The sequence below is a fragment of the Parundibacterium terreum genome, from assembly GCF_014636315.1.
Taxonomy (GTDB): Bacteria; Pseudomonadota; Gammaproteobacteria; order Burkholderiales; family Burkholderiaceae_D; genus Undibacterium; species Undibacterium terreum.
Window position 1 is genome coordinate 683,453 of the sequence record NZ_BMED01000001.1, and the last position, 19,343, is coordinate 702,795.

At 56.6% G+C, this 19,343-nt stretch carries 13 protein-coding genes; 5 read left to right on the forward strand and 8 right to left on the reverse strand.

What is annotated here, in order from left to right:
• Window positions 1-15: 15 nt before the first annotated feature.
• The gene (locus IEW12_RS03200; protein ID WP_188564526.1) at window positions 16-1,335 is read left to right on the forward strand and encodes a CynX/NimT family MFS transporter; all 1,320 of its coding nucleotides are present in this window, start codon (window positions 16-18) and stop codon (window positions 1,333-1,335) included.
• 63 nt (window positions 1,336-1,398) lie between these two features.
• Here the strand turns inward: IEW12_RS03200 and IEW12_RS03205 are convergent, their stop codons facing one another.
• Window positions 1,399-1,830, reverse strand: a complete 432-nt coding sequence (locus IEW12_RS03205; protein ID WP_229750888.1) for a hypothetical protein — start codon at window positions 1,828-1,830, stop codon at window positions 1,399-1,401.
• Between the two features lie 133 nt (window positions 1,831-1,963).
• Between IEW12_RS03205 and IEW12_RS03210 the strand changes: the two genes are divergently transcribed.
• On the forward strand, window positions 1,964-4,171 hold the full coding sequence (locus IEW12_RS03210; RefSeq protein WP_188564527.1) for a hybrid sensor histidine kinase/response regulator: 2,208 nt from the start codon (window positions 1,964-1,966) through the stop codon (window positions 4,169-4,171).
• 27 nt (window positions 4,172-4,198) lie between these two features.
• On the opposite strand, the gene IEW12_RS03215 is transcribed toward IEW12_RS03210, so the two are convergent.
• Entirely contained in the window at window positions 4,199-6,457 is a 2,259-nt protein-coding gene (locus IEW12_RS03215) for a hybrid sensor histidine kinase/response regulator (RefSeq protein WP_188564528.1), read from the reverse strand.
• A 206-nt stretch (window positions 6,458-6,663) separates the two neighbouring features.
• On the opposite strand from IEW12_RS03215, the gene IEW12_RS03220 reads away from it, so the two are divergent.
• The 3 genes from IEW12_RS03220 to IEW12_RS03230 all read left to right on the forward strand — a co-directional run bounded on the left by IEW12_RS03220 (window position 6,664) and on the right by IEW12_RS03230 (window position 10,154).
• On the forward strand, window positions 6,664-7,971 hold the full coding sequence (locus IEW12_RS03220; RefSeq protein WP_188564529.1) for a serine hydrolase domain-containing protein: 1,308 nt from the start codon (window positions 6,664-6,666) through the stop codon (window positions 7,969-7,971).
• Between the two features lie 350 nt (window positions 7,972-8,321).
• Window positions 8,322-9,281, forward strand: a complete 960-nt coding sequence (locus tag IEW12_RS03225) for an alpha/beta fold hydrolase (protein ID WP_188565626.1) — start codon at window positions 8,322-8,324, stop codon at window positions 9,279-9,281.
• A 372-nt stretch (window positions 9,282-9,653) separates the two neighbouring features.
• Window positions 9,654-10,154, forward strand: coding sequence for a PilZ domain-containing protein (locus IEW12_RS03230; protein ID WP_188564530.1), 501 nt, complete (start codon window positions 9,654-9,656; stop codon window positions 10,152-10,154).
• 23 nt (window positions 10,155-10,177) lie between these two features.
• Here the strand turns inward: IEW12_RS03230 and IEW12_RS03235 are convergent, their stop codons facing one another.
• From IEW12_RS03235 to IEW12_RS03260, 6 genes are all read right to left on the reverse strand, one after another.
• Window positions 10,178-12,037 (reverse strand): sensor domain-containing phosphodiesterase, encoded by a 1,860-nt coding sequence (locus IEW12_RS03235; protein WP_188564531.1) that lies wholly within the window; start codon window positions 12,035-12,037, stop codon window positions 10,178-10,180.
• 386 nt (window positions 12,038-12,423) lie between these two features.
• Window positions 12,424-13,632, reverse strand: coding sequence for an NO-inducible flavohemoprotein (gene hmpA, locus IEW12_RS03240; protein ID WP_188564532.1), 1,209 nt, complete (start codon window positions 13,630-13,632; stop codon window positions 12,424-12,426).
• Between the two features lie 129 nt (window positions 13,633-13,761).
• Window positions 13,762-14,223: an RrF2 family transcriptional regulator gene (locus IEW12_RS03245; RefSeq protein WP_188564533.1), complete on the reverse strand. Its 462-nt coding sequence runs from the start codon at window positions 14,221-14,223 to the stop codon at window positions 13,762-13,764.
• A gap of 112 nt (window positions 14,224-14,335) precedes the next feature.
• Entirely contained in the window at window positions 14,336-15,550 is a 1,215-nt protein-coding gene (locus IEW12_RS03250; RefSeq protein WP_188564534.1) for an EAL domain-containing response regulator, read from the reverse strand.
• A 421-nt stretch (window positions 15,551-15,971) separates the two neighbouring features.
• The gene (locus IEW12_RS03255) at window positions 15,972-16,634 is read right to left on the reverse strand and encodes a DUF4272 domain-containing protein (protein WP_188564535.1); all 663 of its coding nucleotides are present in this window, start codon (window positions 16,632-16,634) and stop codon (window positions 15,972-15,974) included.
• A gap of 394 nt (window positions 16,635-17,028) precedes the next feature.
• Complete coding sequence (locus IEW12_RS03260) at window positions 17,029-19,248, reverse strand: gluconolaconase (RefSeq protein ID WP_188564536.1); 2,220 nt, start codon at window positions 19,246-19,248, stop codon at window positions 17,029-17,031.
• Window positions 19,249-19,343 lie beyond the last annotated feature (95 nt).

Sequence of the window (19,343 nt, forward strand, 5' to 3'; positions counted from 1 at the left end):
CCAACAAGGTTCACCATGACGTCAACATCACAAATTATCTCCCCGGCCACCGCAGAACTGGACGGCAAGCCCCTTAACGCACTGGAGCAGCAAGCCATCGATGCTGAAATCGACAGCCAGCCTGCGCCTGTTCCCACTGCCGCAGTGGCTAGCCGCAATAGCCAGATCCTGCTGGGCGCCAGCCTGGTATTGATCGCCTTCAATCTGCGGCCGGTCTTTTCCAGCCTGTCGGTGCTGCTGCCTGAGATCATGGCCGCCACCGGGCTGTCATCCGCATCCGCCAGCTTGCTGACGACGCTACCGGTGCTGTGCCTGGGCCTGTTTGCGCCGCTGGCACCGATGCTGGCGCGCCGTTTCGGCGCCGAGCGTACACTGCTGGGCATGCTGATACTGCTGGCAATAGGCACCGCGATGCGCGGCCTGGCAGGTATTCCTGTGCTGTTTTTTGCGTCGGGCCTGGCAGGTGCCTGTATCGCGGTCGGCAATGTACTGTTGCCCGGACTGGTCAAGCGCGATTTCCCCAACAAGACAGCGCTGATGATGGGCTTGTATACGATGTCCCTGTGTGCCGGTGCGGCAGGTGCCGCCGGCCTGACGGTCCCTCTGGAAAAATTACTGAATGATTCCTGGGCCACCGCACTCGCCGTGTGGTCCCTGCCCGCTATCGTGATCGCACTGGTATGGGCTCCGCAAGCGCTGGCCAGCAAGCGCCACGCGCAGCACAACGGCTTTACCGTGCGCGGCCTGTGGAGCGACAAACTGGCCTGGCAAGTGACCTTTTTCATGGGGCTGCAATCCGCATTGGCTTATTGCGTGTTCGGCTGGCTTGCCCCTATCCTCCGCTCCAGGGGCATGGATGGCGTGACCGCGGGCCTGGCGGTATCGGTGTCGGTCATGTTCCAGGTGGCAACCTGCCTGCTGGTACCACCGATTGCCTTCAAATGCAGCAATCAAAAGCTGATCAACGTGGGGCTTACCGCAATCGCCGTCATTGCCCTGGTTGCGATGACACTCGGCCCTATCTCCGGCCCCTGGCTGTGGTTCTGGGCCGGTTTGCAGGGCGTGGGGCAAGGCGGCCTGTTTGCCGCCGCGATGACGGTCATCGTATTGCGTTCGCCCGATGCCCATGTTGCGGCGCACCTGTCCAGCATGTCGCAAGCAGTCGGCTATACGCTGGCGGCAATGGGACCGCTGACTGTCGGCCTGCTGCATAGCTGGACCGGCAGCCACCATGCGACAGCCGTATTGTTCATCATATTGGGTGCAGGCGCAGCAGCCTTCGGCATAGGTGCCGGCCGCGCCAGACTGGTTGCAGCAAAGACGGTTGCCTTATAGCCACCGGTACTACGGTGTATGCAGGCTAACGCGAAGCAAAAAACGTTAGCCGGCGCAAGCCGCCTACGCAACAGGAACATCGGTGGTGTTTTTTGAAAAATAGGTATTTGCCGCCCAGCCTACCGCCTCGGTAATCGCTGCAGCGGTGGATGCGTTAATCACATTCCCAACTCCCGGCACCCAGCCGACCAGCACCTGGCTGATCCAGCGCCCGCCGGTCGTGGCAGCGAAAGTCAGCAGGATATCGGCAGCAGCGGCCTTGGTCAGCGTCACGCCATGCTCAGCGGCGATAGCAGAAATCATGGCCGTTTGCAGCGGCACGATTACCGCAGCATCTGATCCGGGAACCTGAGCCAAGCCACCGCCTACACCCGCACAGGCCGCAGCCGCGGTGTGGATAATGCCGTGGATTTTTTGATTTTTGCTCGCCATCGACGTGCTCTTCCTGTTCAACAAGGCCGGTATTGCAAACACTGCTTTGGTAAATAATCGCATGCTCAAAACCCCTCCCCAGTACCTTAAAACTCTCCCGCAAAGTAACAAGAGTGTATCAATGAATTAACATCGCCTTACAATATGCATAATTTGTTAGACTTAGGTCTGGATATATTAACCCCGAATTCAATCAATGCGTATTCGCTCCCGTTTGCTGATCCTTGTCCTTGCGGTGCTGATCCCTGCAATTATTACTGCAGCCGCAGGCATTGCCTATGTCTATACTGAGGCCAGGCAAGCCAATAAGCAAAATATGCGAGAAGTGGCGCGCGCGCTGGCACTGGTAGTGGACAAGGAAATCGCGCGCCGGGAAGCCATATTGCGCACCCTGGGAACTTCGCAAAGCCTGGACAAGGCGGATCTGCAAGAGTTTTACATGCAGGCCCAGAGAATTGCAAACACGATGAACGCTGCGATCGTGCTGCACGACAAATCCGGCAACATCCTGCTAAATACCCGCCTGCCTTTCGGCAGCGCATCGCAACCTGTGATCGCCAGCATCAGGGATTTGCGGAAAAGCTACGGACCTGATGCCACCGTGGTGTCCAATCTGTACTACGCTCCTATCAGCAAAGGCAACAGCTTTTCGGTGCAAGTCCCCATACAGCGCAATGGCGAGATCAGCTATTACCTGGACATGGGGATGTTTGCCAGCATGCTGCAATCCGTCTTCGATGAACAACGTTTGCCATCGAACTGGATAGGCACCATCGTGGACAGGGAGGGTGTCGTAGTCGCGCGCAACAAACAGGCGCAGGACTTTGTAGGCCGCCAGGGCAACGGCCCCATCATGAACAAAATCCGGCAGGAGCGCGAGGGTTTCAACGAGGGTACTGCGCTGAGTGGTGAAGCAGTCTCCGCCTTCTTCAGCAAAGCTCCCGGCTCGGACTGGACCTTTGTCGTCAGCGTGCCGCAAAAGGATATGCAAAGAGCGGCGGCAGATGCGACGATGATGCTGGTCTTGCTGTCTCTGTGCCTGTTGGGATGCGCGATCTGGGCCGCCCTGTGGGTGGCTGCCGGCACCAGCAATTCTGCCCAGGCATTGCGGCTGGCAGCCCAATCCCTGGGGCGCGGGGAAGACATTGCGCCCCGCTCGTTCGACATAGAAGAAATGGATGCAGTGCATACCGCCATGCAAAAAGCCGCGGTTGATCTGCAGGACGCCAAGCAGGAGTTGGAACGCCGCGTGGAAGTAGCCGTCGCGGATGCCAAGCGCGCCCAGCAGGCTTTGCTGCAGGCACAAAAACTGGAATCCCTGGGCCGCCTGACTGGCGGCATTGCGCATGACTTTAATAATGTACTGCAGACCTTGACCACCGGATTGCAGGTCGCTGCGATGACCAGCAAGGACGACAAGATCAAGAATCTGATCGCCACCTGCCAGCGCGCGGTCAAGCAAGGCACGCAACTGGCATCGCAATTGATGGCCTTCGGCCGTATGCAGGAAGCAAGGCTGGAAACCATAGACCTGGCACGCCAGCTCAACAGTGCAACGCCGCTGCTGACCGGCGCACTACCCAGCAGTGTAGAACTCGGGTTGGATATTGCTGACGATCTATGGCCGGTTACCCTCGACCCTTTGCAGTTCGAGCTTGCGTTGCTCAATCTGATCCTGAACGCCCGCGACGCGATGCCCCAGGGAGGAAATATCAGGCTGGCTATCCATAACGAGATCCTGACCAAACCCAAGGACACGCTGCCCGCAGGGGATTATGTCTGCATCACCCTCAGCGATTCCGGCTCCGGCATGAGTCCCGATGTATCGAGCAAAGCACTGGATCCATTCTTTACAACCAAGGAAGCGGGCAAAGGCTCGGGCATGGGATTGCCGCAAGCCTATGGATTTGCCAAGCAAAGCGGCGGTACGCTGATACTGGACAGCAAACCCGGAGCCGGCACCGTGGTCACCATTTACCTGCCCCGCTCGCCTGACGACGTTCCGGCGATAAAAACGTCCGGCGACCAGCTCAGCCAAAGCATGCCGCCGGCCAGGCTGTTGCTGGTGGAGGACAATACGCTGATCAGGGAAACGGTCAGGCCAGCGCTGGAGCTGACGGGCCTGAACGTGACCGTTGCCAGGGATGGCGACGAGGCACTGCGCATACTTGATTCCGGCGCCAGTTTCGATCTTATCCTGTCCGATATCGTGATGCCGGGCGCAACCGATGGCATAGCGCTGGCGAGAGAGATCAGCAGCCGCTTCCACGCGATGCATGTCGTGCTGGCCACCGGATATACGGAGAATGCCGTGAACATACCCGGCGTGCGCGTTCTTGCCAAACCTTATGAACTGGGTGACCTGATCAATGTACTAAAACATGAACTGCAACGCCGAACGTAAAAGTAAAGCAAACAGCCGCAGGTAAAATCAGGCCGAGGCAAAACGGTTGCGCAATATATCCAGCAGGCTGTCGACGTCCACCGGTTTGACCAGATGGCGGTCAAAGCCGGCATTGAAGGCGCGCTGCCTGTCGGCCAACTGGCCATAGCCGGTCAGAGCCACCAGGGTCATATGCTGCAGGGCCGGATAGCTGCGCAGGCGGCTCGCTACCTGGTAGCCGTCAATGTCCGGCAGCCCTATGTCCACGACGGCTACCGCCGGTTCGTGCTCCAGCGCCCGCAAGACTCCCTGCTCACCGGTTTCCGCCTCCACTACCTGATAGCCGTGCATATCGAGCAGCGCCGCCATCATTTCACGCGCATCACGGTTGTCTTCCACCAGCAAAACCACGAGTGCACCGGAAGGACGCCTGTCCGGCACCAGCGTCTTGGCAGCAACGTCTGCGGCGTTCTGCAATAAAGGCAGCCGCACCAGCACCGTCGCCCCTTGGCCGGTGCCGGCACTGCTGACGACGACCTCTCCGCCATGCAGTTGCACCAGTTGCCTGACAAGGTGCAAGCCTATACCCAGCCCGCCCAGCGCCTTGTCCGATTGCGCCGTGCCCTGCACAAAGGCATCGAAAACGTGCGGCAGCAGTTCCTCGGAAATCCCTATGCCGGTATCGCGTATCAGCAATACCGCCGTATTCGACACTTCCTCGGCCTTGACCGTAATGTCGATTTTTCCGCCCGACGGCGTGAACTTGAGCGCATTGCCGATCAGGTTGCTGATGATTTGCTCCAGCCGCGTCGCGTCCGCATCCACCCAGACCGGCTCGGCAGCAACCGAAATGGCGTAGCCGCTGGTACGCCCTGTCGTATGCAGGGCATCGACGCAGGCTTTGGCAACGGCGGCCAGATCAAGCGGTTTTTTACTCAGCGATATCTTGCCCATGCTCATGCGGCTCAGGTCCAGCAGATCGTCAACGATGTGACCCAGATGGCGGCTCTGGCGCGCGATGATCTCCTGTGCGCGGGTCGTCTGCGAATTTTCGCCGGCCGACGTCTGCTGCATTTGCATCAACCGTATGGCCCCGGCGATCGCACTGAGCGGATTACGTAATTCATGTCCCAGCAAGGCCAGGAACTGGTCCTTGGCCTTGTTTTGCTGCTCAGCCAGTTGCCGCGCAAGCTGCTCATTGCCCAGCAGTGCCTCGCGCTCTGCTTCTGCGCGCTGGCGCGATTGCAATTCCTGGCGCAGCAGTATTCCCGCATTATTCAACGCAGCGTGGAGCTTGTCGATTTCTTCAATATCGGTATGATTTTCCAGTGGAACTTCTGCCCGTCCTATCACAGCCGCCGAGTCCGCCGCTCCGGCGATGGCGTGCACCAGACGGCGGCTGACCAGCGCCGCAGTGCCGGCTGCCGCCAGAATGGCTGCCAGCAAGCCCAACGCAGCCACCTTGACCGCCCGCCGCGCAGACATCTCTATCTGGTCTGCCGGTGCGGCAATTGCCACCGTCCAGCCAGACAGCGCCGAATGCACAAAAACATCGTAGGCATCCGTTCCTTCCAGCGTGAAATGCCGTATCTGCCCCTGGGACGCTTCGCGTGCGGCCTTGATCAACTCCACCCGCGCCGGCTTGCCTATCATTTGCTCGGCCCCACGGTTACGGCTGATGAAATTGCCATCACGGTCAATGATTGCCACCGTCCATCTGGAGGGGATATTGGAACGCGTTATGAGCTGCATGAAGTAGTCTGCAGCAAAAGTCTCGGTCAGGATGTATTGGACGTCTCCGGGAAGGGATACGGGGATGTTGACCGTTGTTACCCAGCGGCCAGTCAGCGGTCCTTTGAGCAGGTTGGAGACATAGGTTCTGTTGCCGCTTACACCGTCCAGCACGCCCTTCAAGCCCAGCACGTTAGCCTGGGCATTCAACAATTCCGCGGAACTGGGCAAGGCATTGCCAAAGGGGCGTAGCGTATTGATCAGCTGCTGCCCCTGATAATTGAACAGCAGGGTCCAGGAACCGGGCCCACGGTCGGCAGACTTGGCCTGCGCATGAAAACTGCGCATATCTCCCTCTGCCAGGGCACGCGAGGTGCTGAGCACTCTCAGCGCAGAGTCAGCCCGTCCAAGCTCGCCATCCACCATCAATGCCAGTGCACGCGCAGCCTCACCCACATTTTTCAGTGCAGCATTGCGCTCTGCATCCAGCAGCAAATTCAACGCGACGGCAGAAAAGACAACCACCGGAAGCAGCGTTGCAGTAGCAATCAACATGAGCTGAGTACGTATTTTCATCTTTACTCCGATGCGAGAGCACCGATTGTAAACATATTTACCGCCTGTATAGGCATCATTTGGACAAGGGAAATTCGTTTTTTGCACATCTTGGCGCATTTTTAACGCATTAGACAGGAAACCCACAGATGAAAACAATAGGATTGATCTATGCCTTTTCGTATTGTTTAATAGTAGACCAATAAAAAACCAAAATCGGAGACACTATGAAAGTAACTATGGCCGCAGTGACCGCCCTTGCCTTAAGCAGCGCCTGTCTGGCGCAAACCGCCCCCGCTCTGCCCGATCCGGCGGGCACAGATCCGAAAGCCCTTGGCTGGATGCAAGGCTTCCCCCCTGCAGCGGACAAAGTCGTCACCTTCGGCAATGGCAGCTTTTATAGTTTCCCACGCACCCGCTGGTCGTTTTCGCACATGCGAGAGATGCTGCCTACGGTGAATGTCTGGCGCGGCAGCGGCACGCCTTCCGTGCTGCCAGTCGCCCCGAAAGACCTGGACAAGCTCAGCTTTACCGATGACAAGGGAGCCAAGGCAAGCTGGGCAGAGATGCTGACCCGCACCTATACCGACAGCATCATCGTTCTGCACAAGGGAAAGGTGATCTATGAAAAATACACGGGCAGCGCAGAGCCGCAGTTGCCGCATTCGGCGTTTTCCGTCACCAAATCCTTCATAGGCACGCTGGCCGCGATGCTTGCGACCGAAGGCAGCCTGGACCCGTCCGCGCCTGTCACCAAATACATACCCGAACTGAAAGACAGCGCCTACGGCGACGCCACCGTGCGCCAGGTGATGGACATGACGATAGGCGTGCAGTATTCAGAAAACTATGCCGATCCCAAAGCGGAGATATTCGACTATGCACGCTCAGGCGGTATGCTGCCGCTGCCCCCGGGCTATGCCGGCCCGAAGAATTTTTATGAATTCCTGGTCAAGCTGAAGAAAGAAGGCAATCACGGCGAAGGCTTTGCATACAAGACCGTCAACGCAGAGGTGCTGACCTGGATCATCAAGCGCGCCACCGGCAAATCCGCAGCGGCACTGATGTCGGAAAAAATCTGGCAAAAGCTGGGAGCTGAAAACGACGCCTACTTCAGCGTGGACGCCATCGGTTCGGAATCCGGCGGCGGCGGCCTTAGCCTACCGCTGCGCGATATGGCCCGCTTCGGCGAAATGATGCGCCTGGGCGGTAAATTCAATGGCCAGCAGATTGTGCCCACGTCCGTCGTTGACGATATACGCAAAGGCGGCGATCCCGCCAAATTCGCCAAAGCCGGCTACCCAGACGTGCTGGGCTACGGCGCAGGTTATGCGTACCGCAATATGTGGTGGGTCTCCAACAACAAGAACGGCGTATTCGATGCACGCGGCATCCATGGCCAGCGCGTGTATATCGATCCCAAGGCGGAACTGGTGATTGCCAAATTTTCTTCCCACCCAATAGCCGGAAATATGGCCAATATCCCGCTGACCGATGCGGCGTTCGGTGCATTGGCTGACTACCTGAGTAAGTAGCTAAGTAAGTAGCTAAGTAAGTAGCTAAGTAAGTAGCTAAGTAAGTAGCTGAATAAGTAGGCTGGAAACCGGCGCCCCATGGGTTTGCCGGCCATTGAGGCCGCCGTTTTTACCGGCGGCCTCAAATAAACTCCTCATGCCCCACCCCGTACCGGGGCATACATTTCAAACCCTTATTTCCATTTGACAAGAAACGACCACCCGGTTTGCTAGGTGCATTTTCATTAATTCACAAATTATGAATGAACTATCAACAAATCTCACATTGATACACTGATTCATAAATCATATCCTGTGTTCACCGGGCAGCACTGTCGTCGACAGTAACGCCCACCTACCAGGAGAATATGATGAAACAAGCAAACAGCCTGCTGCGCGGCATTATCAGCACCGTCGCAGCGATCAGCATCAGCCTGTCATTTGGAGCCCAGGCCCAAACCCAGCAGGAAATTACACCGACAGCCCCCGGCTTCAGCGCACACGATGTCAAAGTCAACGGCGTACAGCTGCATTACCAGATTAGCGGCAAAGGCAGCCCTGTAGTGTTGATCCACGGCTATACCGATACCGGCTATATGTGGACGCCTGTCATGCCTGATCTGGCCAAGAACCATACTGTCATCGTGCCCGACCTGCGCGGCGCCGGCCAATCGGAAAAAGCAGCCGGTGGCTACGATAAAAAAACCATGGCGCAAGATATCCACGCACTGGTGAAATCGCTGGGCTACCAACATGCAACGATAGTCGGCCATGATATCGGCCTGATGGTGGCTTATGCGTATGCAGCGCAATATCCGCAAGAGACGGACCGCGTGGTACTGATGGATGCATTCCTGCCAGGCATAGGCAACTGGAAAGACATGTGGCTGCTGCGCGATCTGTGGCACTTCCACTTCTACGGCGAAGTCCCGCTGGCATTGGTAGAAGGACGCGAACGTATCTACCTGGAACACTTCTGGAACGATTTTGCCGCCGACCGCAATCATTCTGTATCGGAAGCTGATCGCCGCATCTATGCCAGGGCCTATGCGCAGCCAGGAGCAATGCGTGCCGGATTCGAGTATTTCCATAATTTTGAGAAAGACGCGCAAGACTTCCAGCAATTGGGCCAAACCAAGCTGACTATGCCGGTACTGGTCATCGCAGGCGAAAAATCAGGCAGCACTTTCCTGGTGGATCAAGTCAAGCTGGTTGCTACTGATGTGAAAGGCGAAGTCATTCCTAATTCCGGCCACTGGCTCATGGAAGAAGCTCCTGAAAAAGTAATTCCCCTGCTGAAAGATTTCATCAACGCGAAATCAGTTAAGTAAGAAGTAAGCCCAGAAGTACCCTCCGACATCCTTCCCACGCCGAAGGATGTCGGCGCATCCCCCGTCAAAAAGTCTCCGGCGGTTCTCCTCCACATCCCCCCGGCAGCAAAATCCGATAAACAGTTACCCTCAATACACCCTATCACATCAAAAACATGGCAAAAAAGATAATCAATGAATTGCCGCCCAAGAAATATTCACCTATGATGTACTGCATAGCACAATAGAGTCAGGCCCGAGGCCTAAGCTTCGCAGGCCAGACCGGTAGCCTCGTTTTCCGCTTATAATTTTTTATATGGGACTCATGCCGGAAACGAGAACAGTTGCAGGAATTTTGAAGCGCACAATACATGCGCTGGACAGATGCAGATAATGAAAAATCCAGATGTAGACCAAGCCGTGGAAGACAGCCTGAGAGTGCTGCAAGGCCTTGGCAAGGAAGAGCCGGAAGTCAGCGCTACACCGCCCACGCCGCTACCGGCTTTCACGATGAAGCTGCCGCGGCCCAATGTCCGCGGACACAAGCGCTACCTGGTCAAATGGCGCATGGCCATTGTCTATGAAGGCGGCAACGGCAAAAAGACCTTCCACGGCCGGGTCAACGATATTTCCCTTGGCGGACTCAGCATCCACTGCGACCACAATGTTTTTTATGAAGGCAAGGTGATCCTGCTGCTGGCACTGCCGCCTCTGAATGCGGGCACCAGGGAAAAGATATTGGAAATCAGCTGCCGCATGAATTACACAATCTTGTCGCAGCAGCTGTTCCGTATCGGCCTGGAGTTTCTGGAGTTCCGCAAGGGCGACAAAAAGCTGCTGGAAGAAAGACTGGAAATCAGCAATGCCGGCGGCATGGCCTATATGGACGTTTAAGCCCACCAAGCCTCACATGCACGTCATTCTTGCAGGAAGTCGCGCAATTGCGCTGCGCTGAGCGCCAAGGCTTGCTGCGGCCGGTCCCGCAGGCGGGTCAGCAGACTGACAATAGAATCCGGGGTGCGGGATTTACTGAAATACCATCCCTGCACGCAATTGGCGCCGCGCCGCGACAGCCATTCCAGATCGGCGGCATCCTCCAGCCCCTCGCACAGCAAGTCCGCCTTGAATAATTCCGCAATGCCCTGTATCAAATGAAATAGCCCGGCGATGCGTTCGTTGCTGGAAACGCCGTGCACAAATTGCCGGTCCACCTTCAGGCGGTCAAAGGGAAAACTATTGATCGCATCCAGGTTGGAATAACCGGTGCCGAAATCATCCACTGCGATACGGATTCCTAATGCGCGAAACTCATCCACGCGCGCTGACAGCAGCGACTGAGTCTCCAGCAACTGGCTCTCGGTAATTTCCAGTTCCAGCATATGGCCGGGTATATGGTATCGCGCCAGCGCAGCGCGCAGATCCGTCACCATGCTCGGGTGCAGCAGCGAAGCGCGCGACATATTCAGCGACACCGGCACAATATCCAGCCCAGAGTCCATCCATTGCCGCATGTCGCGGCATACCTGCCTCAACACCTGATGATCCAGCGGATAGATCTTGTTAGTGCTTTCAGCCAGTGGAATGAAGGCATTCGGCATGATCAGCCCCTTCTCCGGATGCTGCCAGCGCACCAGCGCCTCCAGGCCTATCAGCTCGCCGGTGTGAAAATTGACCTGGGGCTGATAGTGCACCACCAGGTAGCCATGCATGCTTTCGCCGTCCAGCGCGCCCTGCAATTCCATGATCAGATGGGAGCGGGCCAGCAGCTCCAGCCCATACTCCTTGACCGTCGTACGCAGCAAATTGCCGGTGATTGATGATGCAGCAGTGTCCGCCGCATCCAGCAAGGCTACCGCCGAGCCGCCGAACGGCGTATCCAGGTGTTCTATGCCGACTCGCGCATGCAGGGTGCGATTGCCGATATTTTCCAGCTTGAAAGGCGCGCTGATCACCGTCTTCAGCAGCTCCAGTTGTTCTATATGCTGGCGGCGGGGCCCAAACAATGCAAAGGCGAATTTATCACCGCTCAGATGCGCGACCAGGTTTTTGGTGCCGGCCCAACGGCTCAGCCTCTCGCCTATGATACGCAAGGCCTGGTTGCCTGTCTCGCGCCCGAAAACGTCATTGAACTGGCGAAAACCCATCAGGTCCACAAAGCCGACCACAACATGGGTGCCGGGGGTGCCGGCATCCGCACTCAAGCCCATTTGCAGGTGATGCAAAAAGGTGGAGCGATTGGACATGCCGGTAATCTCGTTACAGTAACGCAGCTCCAGGACATCCACGATCTGGTTTGCCAATGCCTGCATGGTCGTACGCTGCTCGTCATCCAACAAGCGGGGGCGGTCACTCATGACCCACAGCGTACCCAGCAAATAACCGCGCGCACCGTTCAGCAACGCTGCCGCATAATGGGAATAGCCGGGCGCCGAGGTTACCAGCGGATTACTGCAAAAGCGCTCATCCAGCGTCGCATCTTCCACCTCGAACCAGTTGGCATGGGAGCCGACTGCCTGGGTGCAAAATGATCCCGCGCGCGGCACTGTGTTGACATCCACACCTATCCGTGAAGGCAGCCAGATTTGCGATTGGTAGACAATACTGATGCCGCCGATCTGGGCACCGGCAGCCTTGACCGCAAGCTGGGTCAGGAAATTGAGATTGGGATCCGATTGGTCTATCGTTACCGCGTAGCGCGATAGCTCGGCCAGGCGACGATCTTCGGAGTCCATTTGCTGGAATTCAAGCTCCAGCAATATATCTGTGCCCACATCCATGCAGCCCACCCTTCACAAGGAGCTACCCGCTGATATTTTTATAAAGTGCCCGGTGCATACTGCCCTCAGCCAGGCGATTAGCTTTATTTATAAGCTTGCCGGGTCAGGCAGCGTTCATTTTACTGGCACTTCAGTTTGATGGCTTGGGAAAATTATCGATGTAAATAAGAAATATTTTTTAGGCAATAGCTGGGCGGACTCGCCACTGTGCACTGGAAAACCGTCCGTGCATCGCTGTTCCAGCTTAAGGATGCGCACGGGCGGAGCAATTGCTACTGGATGCTATTGGCCACTATTGGCTGCTACCGACCGCTGCTGATGGATAATACACGCCGCCGATGCACGCTAGATAAACGTGCATCGGGGATGATTCCAGGTCGTCGAACTTACAGCAAATGGTCCAGCATGTCCGGGCCGAATACTTCCCTATGCAGCCGGGTGGGTGGCACACCGCGCTTGATCAGCGACAGCCATTGCGACTGCATGAATTTGATCGGGCCGCACAGGTAGACATGTGTCTCAGCCAGCGGCCACGCCGCCAGCTTTTCAATTTCCATCAGGCCGACAGCGATATCTGCTGTTTCCGTTGTTTCCGTTTTTGCCGCATTTTCATAGAAAGTCACTACCTGCAAATTCGGCATGCGCTGCTTGGCGGCGGCAAGATCGTCCTGATGCGCATGATGAGCTGCATCGCGGGCGGCATGTGCAAAGATCACCTGGCGTTCCGGCATCGTTGCCGCGATATGGTTCAACGCTGAAATCATCGGCGTAATCCCTACACCAGCCGACAACAGGACCACAGGGCCATCGCCTATGGCACCCGGCGCAAAGTCGCCGCAAGGCGTGCTGACCGGCAGGATATCACCCAGCTTCAGGTGATCGTGCAGCCAGTTCGAGACCATGCCGGCCGGCGTCTCTGCGTCTGCAGGTTCGCGCTTGACCGAAATACGCAGGCTGGACTTGCCCGGCGCGTCAGACAGGCTGTATTGCCGCAACTGGCGCAACCCACTAGGCAAAACGATGGCGACGCTGACATACTGGCCGGGAATGAAATCCGGCACCGCACTGCCGTCGGTGCGCTCCAGCGTAAAGGACGTAACCAACTCACTCTGCTGCTGCACGCCCACAACCCGCATATCAAACAAGGTTCCCGGCTCCGTGCCGGACTGGTGGTACAGCCTGTTCTCTTCATCAATCAGCGCCTGTGCCAGCACGCCATAGGCCTCTGCCCACGCAGACAATAGCGCCGGCGTCGCCGCATCGCCCAGCGTATCCTGTATCGCCTGCAGCAAATGCCTGCCGACGATAGGGTAATGAGACGGCTTGATCCCCAGCGACACATGCTTGTGGACGATGCGCGAGATAACCGGCGTCAGCGCTGCTGGATTATCGATATTGGCGGCATAGGCAAATACTGCGGAAGCCAGCGATTGCTGCTGCGACCCGTTAGCCTGGTTACCCATATTAAAAATATTGTGCAGGTCAGGATATTCCGCAAACATATTGCTGTAAAAAAGGCGGGTAATCGCGAGGCCATGCTCGCGCAAAACAGGAACACTGGCATCAATATAAGGACGGGCTTCTGCTGAAATCATAAGTACTCCATTTACATATTGTTGCATATTAAATGCAACTTTTAAATTAAAAAAAACAAACTCTGTCAATTCTTTCGCTCGGCACCGCAACGCACCAGTATTCGCGCGCAAAAACCACCGGGCTAGCGGTCAGCTCTCCTCTCTTAGCTCCCGCACAAGAAATTTCCTGTGCATGCCAACGATCAGTTCTCCGGTATCTCCACTGACAATGTCGGCGAGCGTATGACGGTTCATCGCGGCATAAAAGGCTTGCATCCCTCCCCGCAGTGCCTGGCGCAGACCGCAATCACCAGCCTGCCTGCATATAAGTCCCTGGCAATCTCCCGCTTCGCCGCGGCCTTCCAGTACCTGCAATACATCGCCTATGCGCAAACGATCCGCAGGAACAGCCAGGCTGATGCCTCCATGGCGGCCGCGCAGTGCGTCTATCCATCCCAGTTTGGCCATGGCACCGACCACCTTGACCAGATGGTTATGCGAAATATCAAACTGGCAGGCCACCTCTGCAACGGTCACAGCGGGCGATCTTTGTTCACGGGCCAGGTACATCAATACCCTCAGGCCTATATCTGAAAAGCGCGTCAGTCGCATCTGGCTGTCCTCATGTGCAAGCCATTTTAATTAAGATGCATATTAAATGCAACATAATTTATACAGATCGACCGTCATTGAAAAATGTGTTTTTATGGAAAGGAAAACAGGATCAGAAGTGCAGCGGGGCGTAGTTCTTCATCCAGTCCAGCAAGACGATCGCCGGAACGGGGCGGCTGAAATAATAGCCCTGTGCGATGTCACAGCCATTGATACGCAGGAATTCCAGTTGCTCCTTGGTTTCCACGCCTTCGGCCACAATTTTCATGCCCAGTTCATGGCCTATTTCTATGGTCTTGCGCACCACTACCCTGGCGCTGTTCAACTGGTGCATGTCATGCACGAAGGAGCGGTCTATCTTCAGCTCGGTCGCGGGAACACGGCGCAGCTGCTGCATCATTGCATAGCCGGTGCCGAAATCGTCTATCGACAGATGCACGCGCTTCATGCGCAGGCGGGTAAGGATATCCAGCGCGCTGGCTAGTTCCTGGATCAGGCCGCTCTCGGTAATTTCCAGCACGATATTCTCGGGCGCCACGCCGTATTGCCTGGCCAGGCCGACAAAAATATCCGGCAACTGCAGGTCATGCAAGGATTGCGGCGATACGTTCAACGACAACTTTAGCTGCAGGCCTTCGCGGTTGACGAACTGCCGGATTTCGCTCAGGCCCAGGCGCGCCACATACCAGCCCAGTTCGTCTATCACGCCCAGCACTTCCGCTTGCGGAATGAAGTCATCGGGGAAGATCAGACCGCGCTCGGGATGCTGCCATCGCACCAGCGCTTCCACGCCGACCACTTCGCCGGTAGCGATGTTCAACTGCGGCTGGTAATGCAGGACCAGTTCCTCGCGCACCATGGCCCGCAGCAACTCGTCCTTGGTGACTGCCTTGCTGATCTGCTTCGGTTCCGGCGTCAGTATATTTAGCAGCGCATAGCCTTTCAGCAGCTTTTGCAGTTCAGGCAGCCTGAATGGCTTTTGCAAATGGCCAGCAACCGACAAGCCCAGCGTCTGTGCCAGCTCTTCGGCGGTTTCCAGCACCCGCTTGTCGTAGCCGCTCATCAGTATCAGCGTGGTCTTGCACTTTTGCTGTCCCAGCAGCCGCAGCAGCTCTATGCCGTCCATATCCGGCATCATCAAGTCCATCATGATCAGCGTGACGTCATCATCCAGTGCCTTCAAAAAATCGCCGGCATTGGTCGTGGATGTATACTCGAAGCCGAGAGACTGGGCAACAATACCGGCGAACTCCCCTACCTCCCTTTCATCATCGATGATCAGCAAGTGCGGTAATTTCTTTGCTTCGTCAGTTTTAGTGGATGTCATAGGATGGTCGTTAAAAGCGAATGATCGGCATACGAAACATCTTTCCCACGCGATGTCAGAACAGGCTAGCAACGCACCACAGAGACAAATTCACTACTTATGTCAATTTGGCACACTTAAATAATACCCTTGCGGCGGACCATTACAACAGGGCGCCGCAACAGGCATTTAATAGCAAGCGCTATAGATACTCGATACGCCTTATTGCATTTGGGCACAACTGTCATTATTGACAGTTGTGCCTGAAATTGCGGCAAAGCGGAAACGGACGCGCTAAATTATTTACGGTGAACGTTGTAAATCTTCTTTTTTAAAGGGCAGTTAACAATAGTTAATCAATAGAGCAATTTTTTGATGGCAGTGCAGCCAATAGATAAAGCCTGAAAGTCTGGAGCTAATTCCATCAATAGGAGCGAGTGCATTAGGTATCGGTGCGAACCAGGTCCCAATTGTCTTCATCGTCGTAGCCGGTAATCCAGTTCACTGCTTGGTGCCATTGCTGCACGACAGTCGCATCCAGATTTCCCGGCACTTCCTTGCCGATCAGATGCGCATGACGCACTGCCCAGTGCAGGCGGTACAGCAAGTCCACCCAGCCTAGTATCTCGCGCTTGGAGCGCAATTTGATGCTGGAGCGCAGGCGATCCGGCGCCTCGCCTTGCTGCGGCAAGCTGGCCAGCACAGGCTTCAGGTTGGATGCGGAGCCGGGCAGATCCAGCTTGCGCACCAGGCCAGCACACCAGCCCAGGAAGAATAAGGCTTCGTGACGCTCGGCAAAAGAAATACGCGTCTTTTCGTCGCATGCCGAATATCCCGCTGCATTAAACAAAAACTCATGTTCCGCAGCAGACAGCCACGCAGCGATATCGTGCATTTCTACATACGCACGGAACTGGCGGTACTGCTCTTCACCGGCCGCCGCACTGGATACGCACCACAGCGCCACCATACGGTGCAATAGATCCTCACTGGAGCGCAGCGTGACTTCCTCGTCGCTCTCTGTCAGCGGCAATTGCAGGTTGATGCGGATACCGCGCTTGTGCAATAAGGTTTCGGAAGTGAGCTTACGGTTTTCTGGAGTCATGAGTCTGCTTCGATGTCTGATAGAACTCATTTCATAAATAGGAGTGAGATGCGTTTGCCCCACGCCGGGCGCCCTTAAAAGCGGCGCTGGCAAGGCGTGCGAGGCGTCAATAGCAAGCTATTTGACGGGGCCGCCGAGGTAACGAGTGCAACGCAGTCCAGCGCCACTTTTAAGGCAAACCCTTCGGGAACGGCCCATTTGGGCGCATTGCAGCGTTGTGCCGCTAGCAAAGACGGCCAGTCTTTGCGTCGCAGCACGCCTTGCACTGCATCCCAAATGGACTCGTTCGCACTCGCTCCTATTTATGAAATGAGTTCTAATTAAGTTTTTCCGACGGCATTATACATCCGGGCCAGCCCTGCCCCTCCTGCCCCGTCCTCTTACCTGGCCAGGCCTACTCTATCGTCACCGGCAGATCACGCCCGGTCCTGGCCTGGTTGCCGGCAAAATCAGCTGCAAATATACGCACGATATATTCACCAGGAGGAAGTGCCGCCGTTTTCCATGCCCCTACCCTGGCCTCTCCGTCTCGCACGGTGTTGGTCACGGAATACAGGAAGCGGGTCGCCGCACTGCCGTACACAGTAATGCCGCTATTGTCCGCATAGGCAATCTTGACCGCCTCACGGTCCGGCGGCAGGCGGTTGAATTCCATTGTCAGCGCAGGCTGCTCAAATCCCGCGACAGGCATGCCATCAGCATGCAGTATCTGGTAGCCCAGCTTGTACAGGCCCAGGCGCCTGCGTGCCAGGTTGCCGTCCATCTGGTCATAGGCATCCACAACAATGTTGATACCGGCCGGATCGCGAGCCACCAGCAGGCGGCCATCGCGCTTCTTGCTATAGCGCTGGCCGGATTGGTCAAATAGCTGAATGCTGTCTATATGCGGTGCGATGCTGTCGGCAAAGCCGATAAAGTGCAAGGCGAGCGCATTTTCTGCCTGTCCATACGGGCTGTAGCCCATATGCACGTGAAACATGCGATTGACCGTGCCCAGCGTATCACCTACTTTGAACTGCGTGCCGCGCTTGACGCGCACGCGTGCTGGACGACCTTTGTCATCTTCCAGTATCTGGAAACGGGATGGATCAATAGGCTTGTTCTTTGCTGTGCGTCCCACACGCATATGGATATAGCTGAGGCTATCCAGGCTGATGCCTTCGCTCAGTCCGCCAAAGCCCCAGTTGGGCAGGGGGTTGCTGACCTTTTCATCGGCAACCGCCAGCACAGGCTCCCCCATGTCGGCCTGCACGTCCACGCCAGCGTGAAAATGCTCGCGGCTCTCACCGTCAAAACTGCCCCGCACTTCCCCTACCGTTCCCACAATTTCATGCCAGGCATTTTGCGGCTTGACCGGCCATAGAAGGCCTGGCTTGCCGGCACCGGCCAGCTTCCTGGCAAGCGGCGCTGCAGGGGGAATTGCCGTTCTGTCTGCCATCTGCTGCGCCTTTTCCTGCAGGCTTAACTGGCTCAGCTCATGCGAGCTGAGCCTGCGCACCAGGCGCCTGGCCGAGTCGCTCACATACAGGCTGCCGTCAGCGGACTGCACAATGCCAGCGGGGTCGCTTACGCTTATTTCCGTATCCGTGCTGTAGGCTGGATCGGCCCCGGCGTCCTTCAGACCCGCCAGTTCGCCCACCGGAGATAGCTGAATAATACGTCCATGCGAAGCTTCAGCCACATACAGGTAGCCATCATGTGTCAACGCCAGCGCCACGGGCCGGCGTAGCAATTCCGTGCGTTCGTCAGTTGCCGCACGCGCCAGCGTCGTCACCTGGCCGTCGCTGCCCAGCTTGCGGATCGCATTGTTCTTGGTATCGGCAATGTACAGTTCCCCCTGATCGTTGACCGCCAACGCGCAAGGCGTATCAAACAATGCAGCCAGGGCCGGTCCATCCTGGTAGCCCGGCGCAGCACCGCCGGCCAGCGTCTTCACCTGGCCATCAACGGTGATCACACGTATGCGGTCATTATAGGTATCGGCCACATACACATTGCCCTGCTTGTCTACCGCCACCCCTATCGGGCCATTGAACAGAGCCTGGCCAGCCGCGCCATCGCGGTACCCCGCCTTGCCGCTGCGGTCGCCGGCCAGCGTGGTGACCATGCCTTGTGCGGTGATCTTGCGTATCGCGTTATTGCCGGTATCGGCGACATAGATATTGCCGGCGCCATCTGCTGCCAGGCCGGATGGCGTATTGAAGGATGCGGCAGCGCCCTGGCCGTCGGCAAAACCTTCGGCAGAGCCTGCCAGGCTGCTCACGATGCCGTCGGGCGTAATTTTTCGTATGCGGTTATTCTCTCCGGCATCGGCGACATACAGGTTGCCCACCAGATCCAGCGCCAGTCCATACGGATCGTCAAACCGTGCCTTGCGGGCCGTGCCGTCAGCAAAGCCTATGCCGCCGTCACCGGCAAAGGTAGTCGCCAGTGCCGGCCAGCCCATGACCGTCGGCTTGGGGCCGGATTTGCCGATCACCTTGGAGATCAAACCGCCTTTGGAAGAAGAAGAATCTTCTTCAGATCCGGCATAATGTGCTGCTGAATAGGCACCGGCGGCGGCGAGGATAACTGCAACTGCAGCGAGACTTAACTTGGTAAGGCGTTGAGACACGTTCTTGTACCTGTAAAGCGAATAAGCAGAACGCGCATCTTAAACGACTTTTACCGCCTTGTGCTCAATCGGCTAATCGACTCGCTGGTCAAAAA

What these genes read in the sequence shown, in the direction of transcription:
- IEW12_RS03200 (WP_188564526.1), top strand. Translation starts at nt 16, where the DNA reads ATGACGTCAACATCACAAATTATCTCCCCGGCCACCGCAGAACTGGAC.
- IEW12_RS03205 (WP_229750888.1), bottom strand. Translation starts at nt 1,830, where the DNA reads ATGCGATTATTTACCAAAGCAGTGTTTGCAATACCGGCCTTGTTGAAC.
- IEW12_RS03210 (WP_188564527.1), top strand. Translation starts at nt 1,964, where the DNA reads ATGCGTATTCGCTCCCGTTTGCTGATCCTTGTCCTTGCGGTGCTGATC.
- IEW12_RS03215 (WP_188564528.1), bottom strand. Translation starts at nt 6,457, where the DNA reads ATGAAAATACGTACTCAGCTCATGTTGATTGCTACTGCAACGCTGCTT.
- IEW12_RS03220 (WP_188564529.1), top strand. Translation starts at nt 6,664, where the DNA reads ATGAAAGTAACTATGGCCGCAGTGACCGCCCTTGCCTTAAGCAGCGCC.
- IEW12_RS03225 (WP_188565626.1), top strand. Translation starts at nt 8,322, where the DNA reads ATGAAACAAGCAAACAGCCTGCTGCGCGGCATTATCAGCACCGTCGCA.
- IEW12_RS03230 (WP_188564530.1), top strand. Translation starts at nt 9,654, where the DNA reads ATGAAAAATCCAGATGTAGACCAAGCCGTGGAAGACAGCCTGAGAGTG.
- IEW12_RS03235 (WP_188564531.1), bottom strand. Translation starts at nt 12,037, where the DNA reads ATGGATGTGGGCACAGATATATTGCTGGAGCTTGAATTCCAGCAAATG.
- hmpA (WP_188564532.1), bottom strand. Translation starts at nt 13,632, where the DNA reads ATGATTTCAGCAGAAGCCCGTCCTTATATTGATGCCAGTGTTCCTGTT.
- IEW12_RS03245 (WP_188564533.1), bottom strand. Translation starts at nt 14,223, where the DNA reads ATGCGACTGACGCGCTTTTCAGATATAGGCCTGAGGGTATTGATGTAC.
- IEW12_RS03250 (WP_188564534.1), bottom strand. Translation starts at nt 15,550, where the DNA reads ATGACATCCACTAAAACTGACGAAGCAAAGAAATTACCGCACTTGCTG.
- IEW12_RS03255 (WP_188564535.1), bottom strand. Translation starts at nt 16,634, where the DNA reads ATGACTCCAGAAAACCGTAAGCTCACTTCCGAAACCTTATTGCACAAG.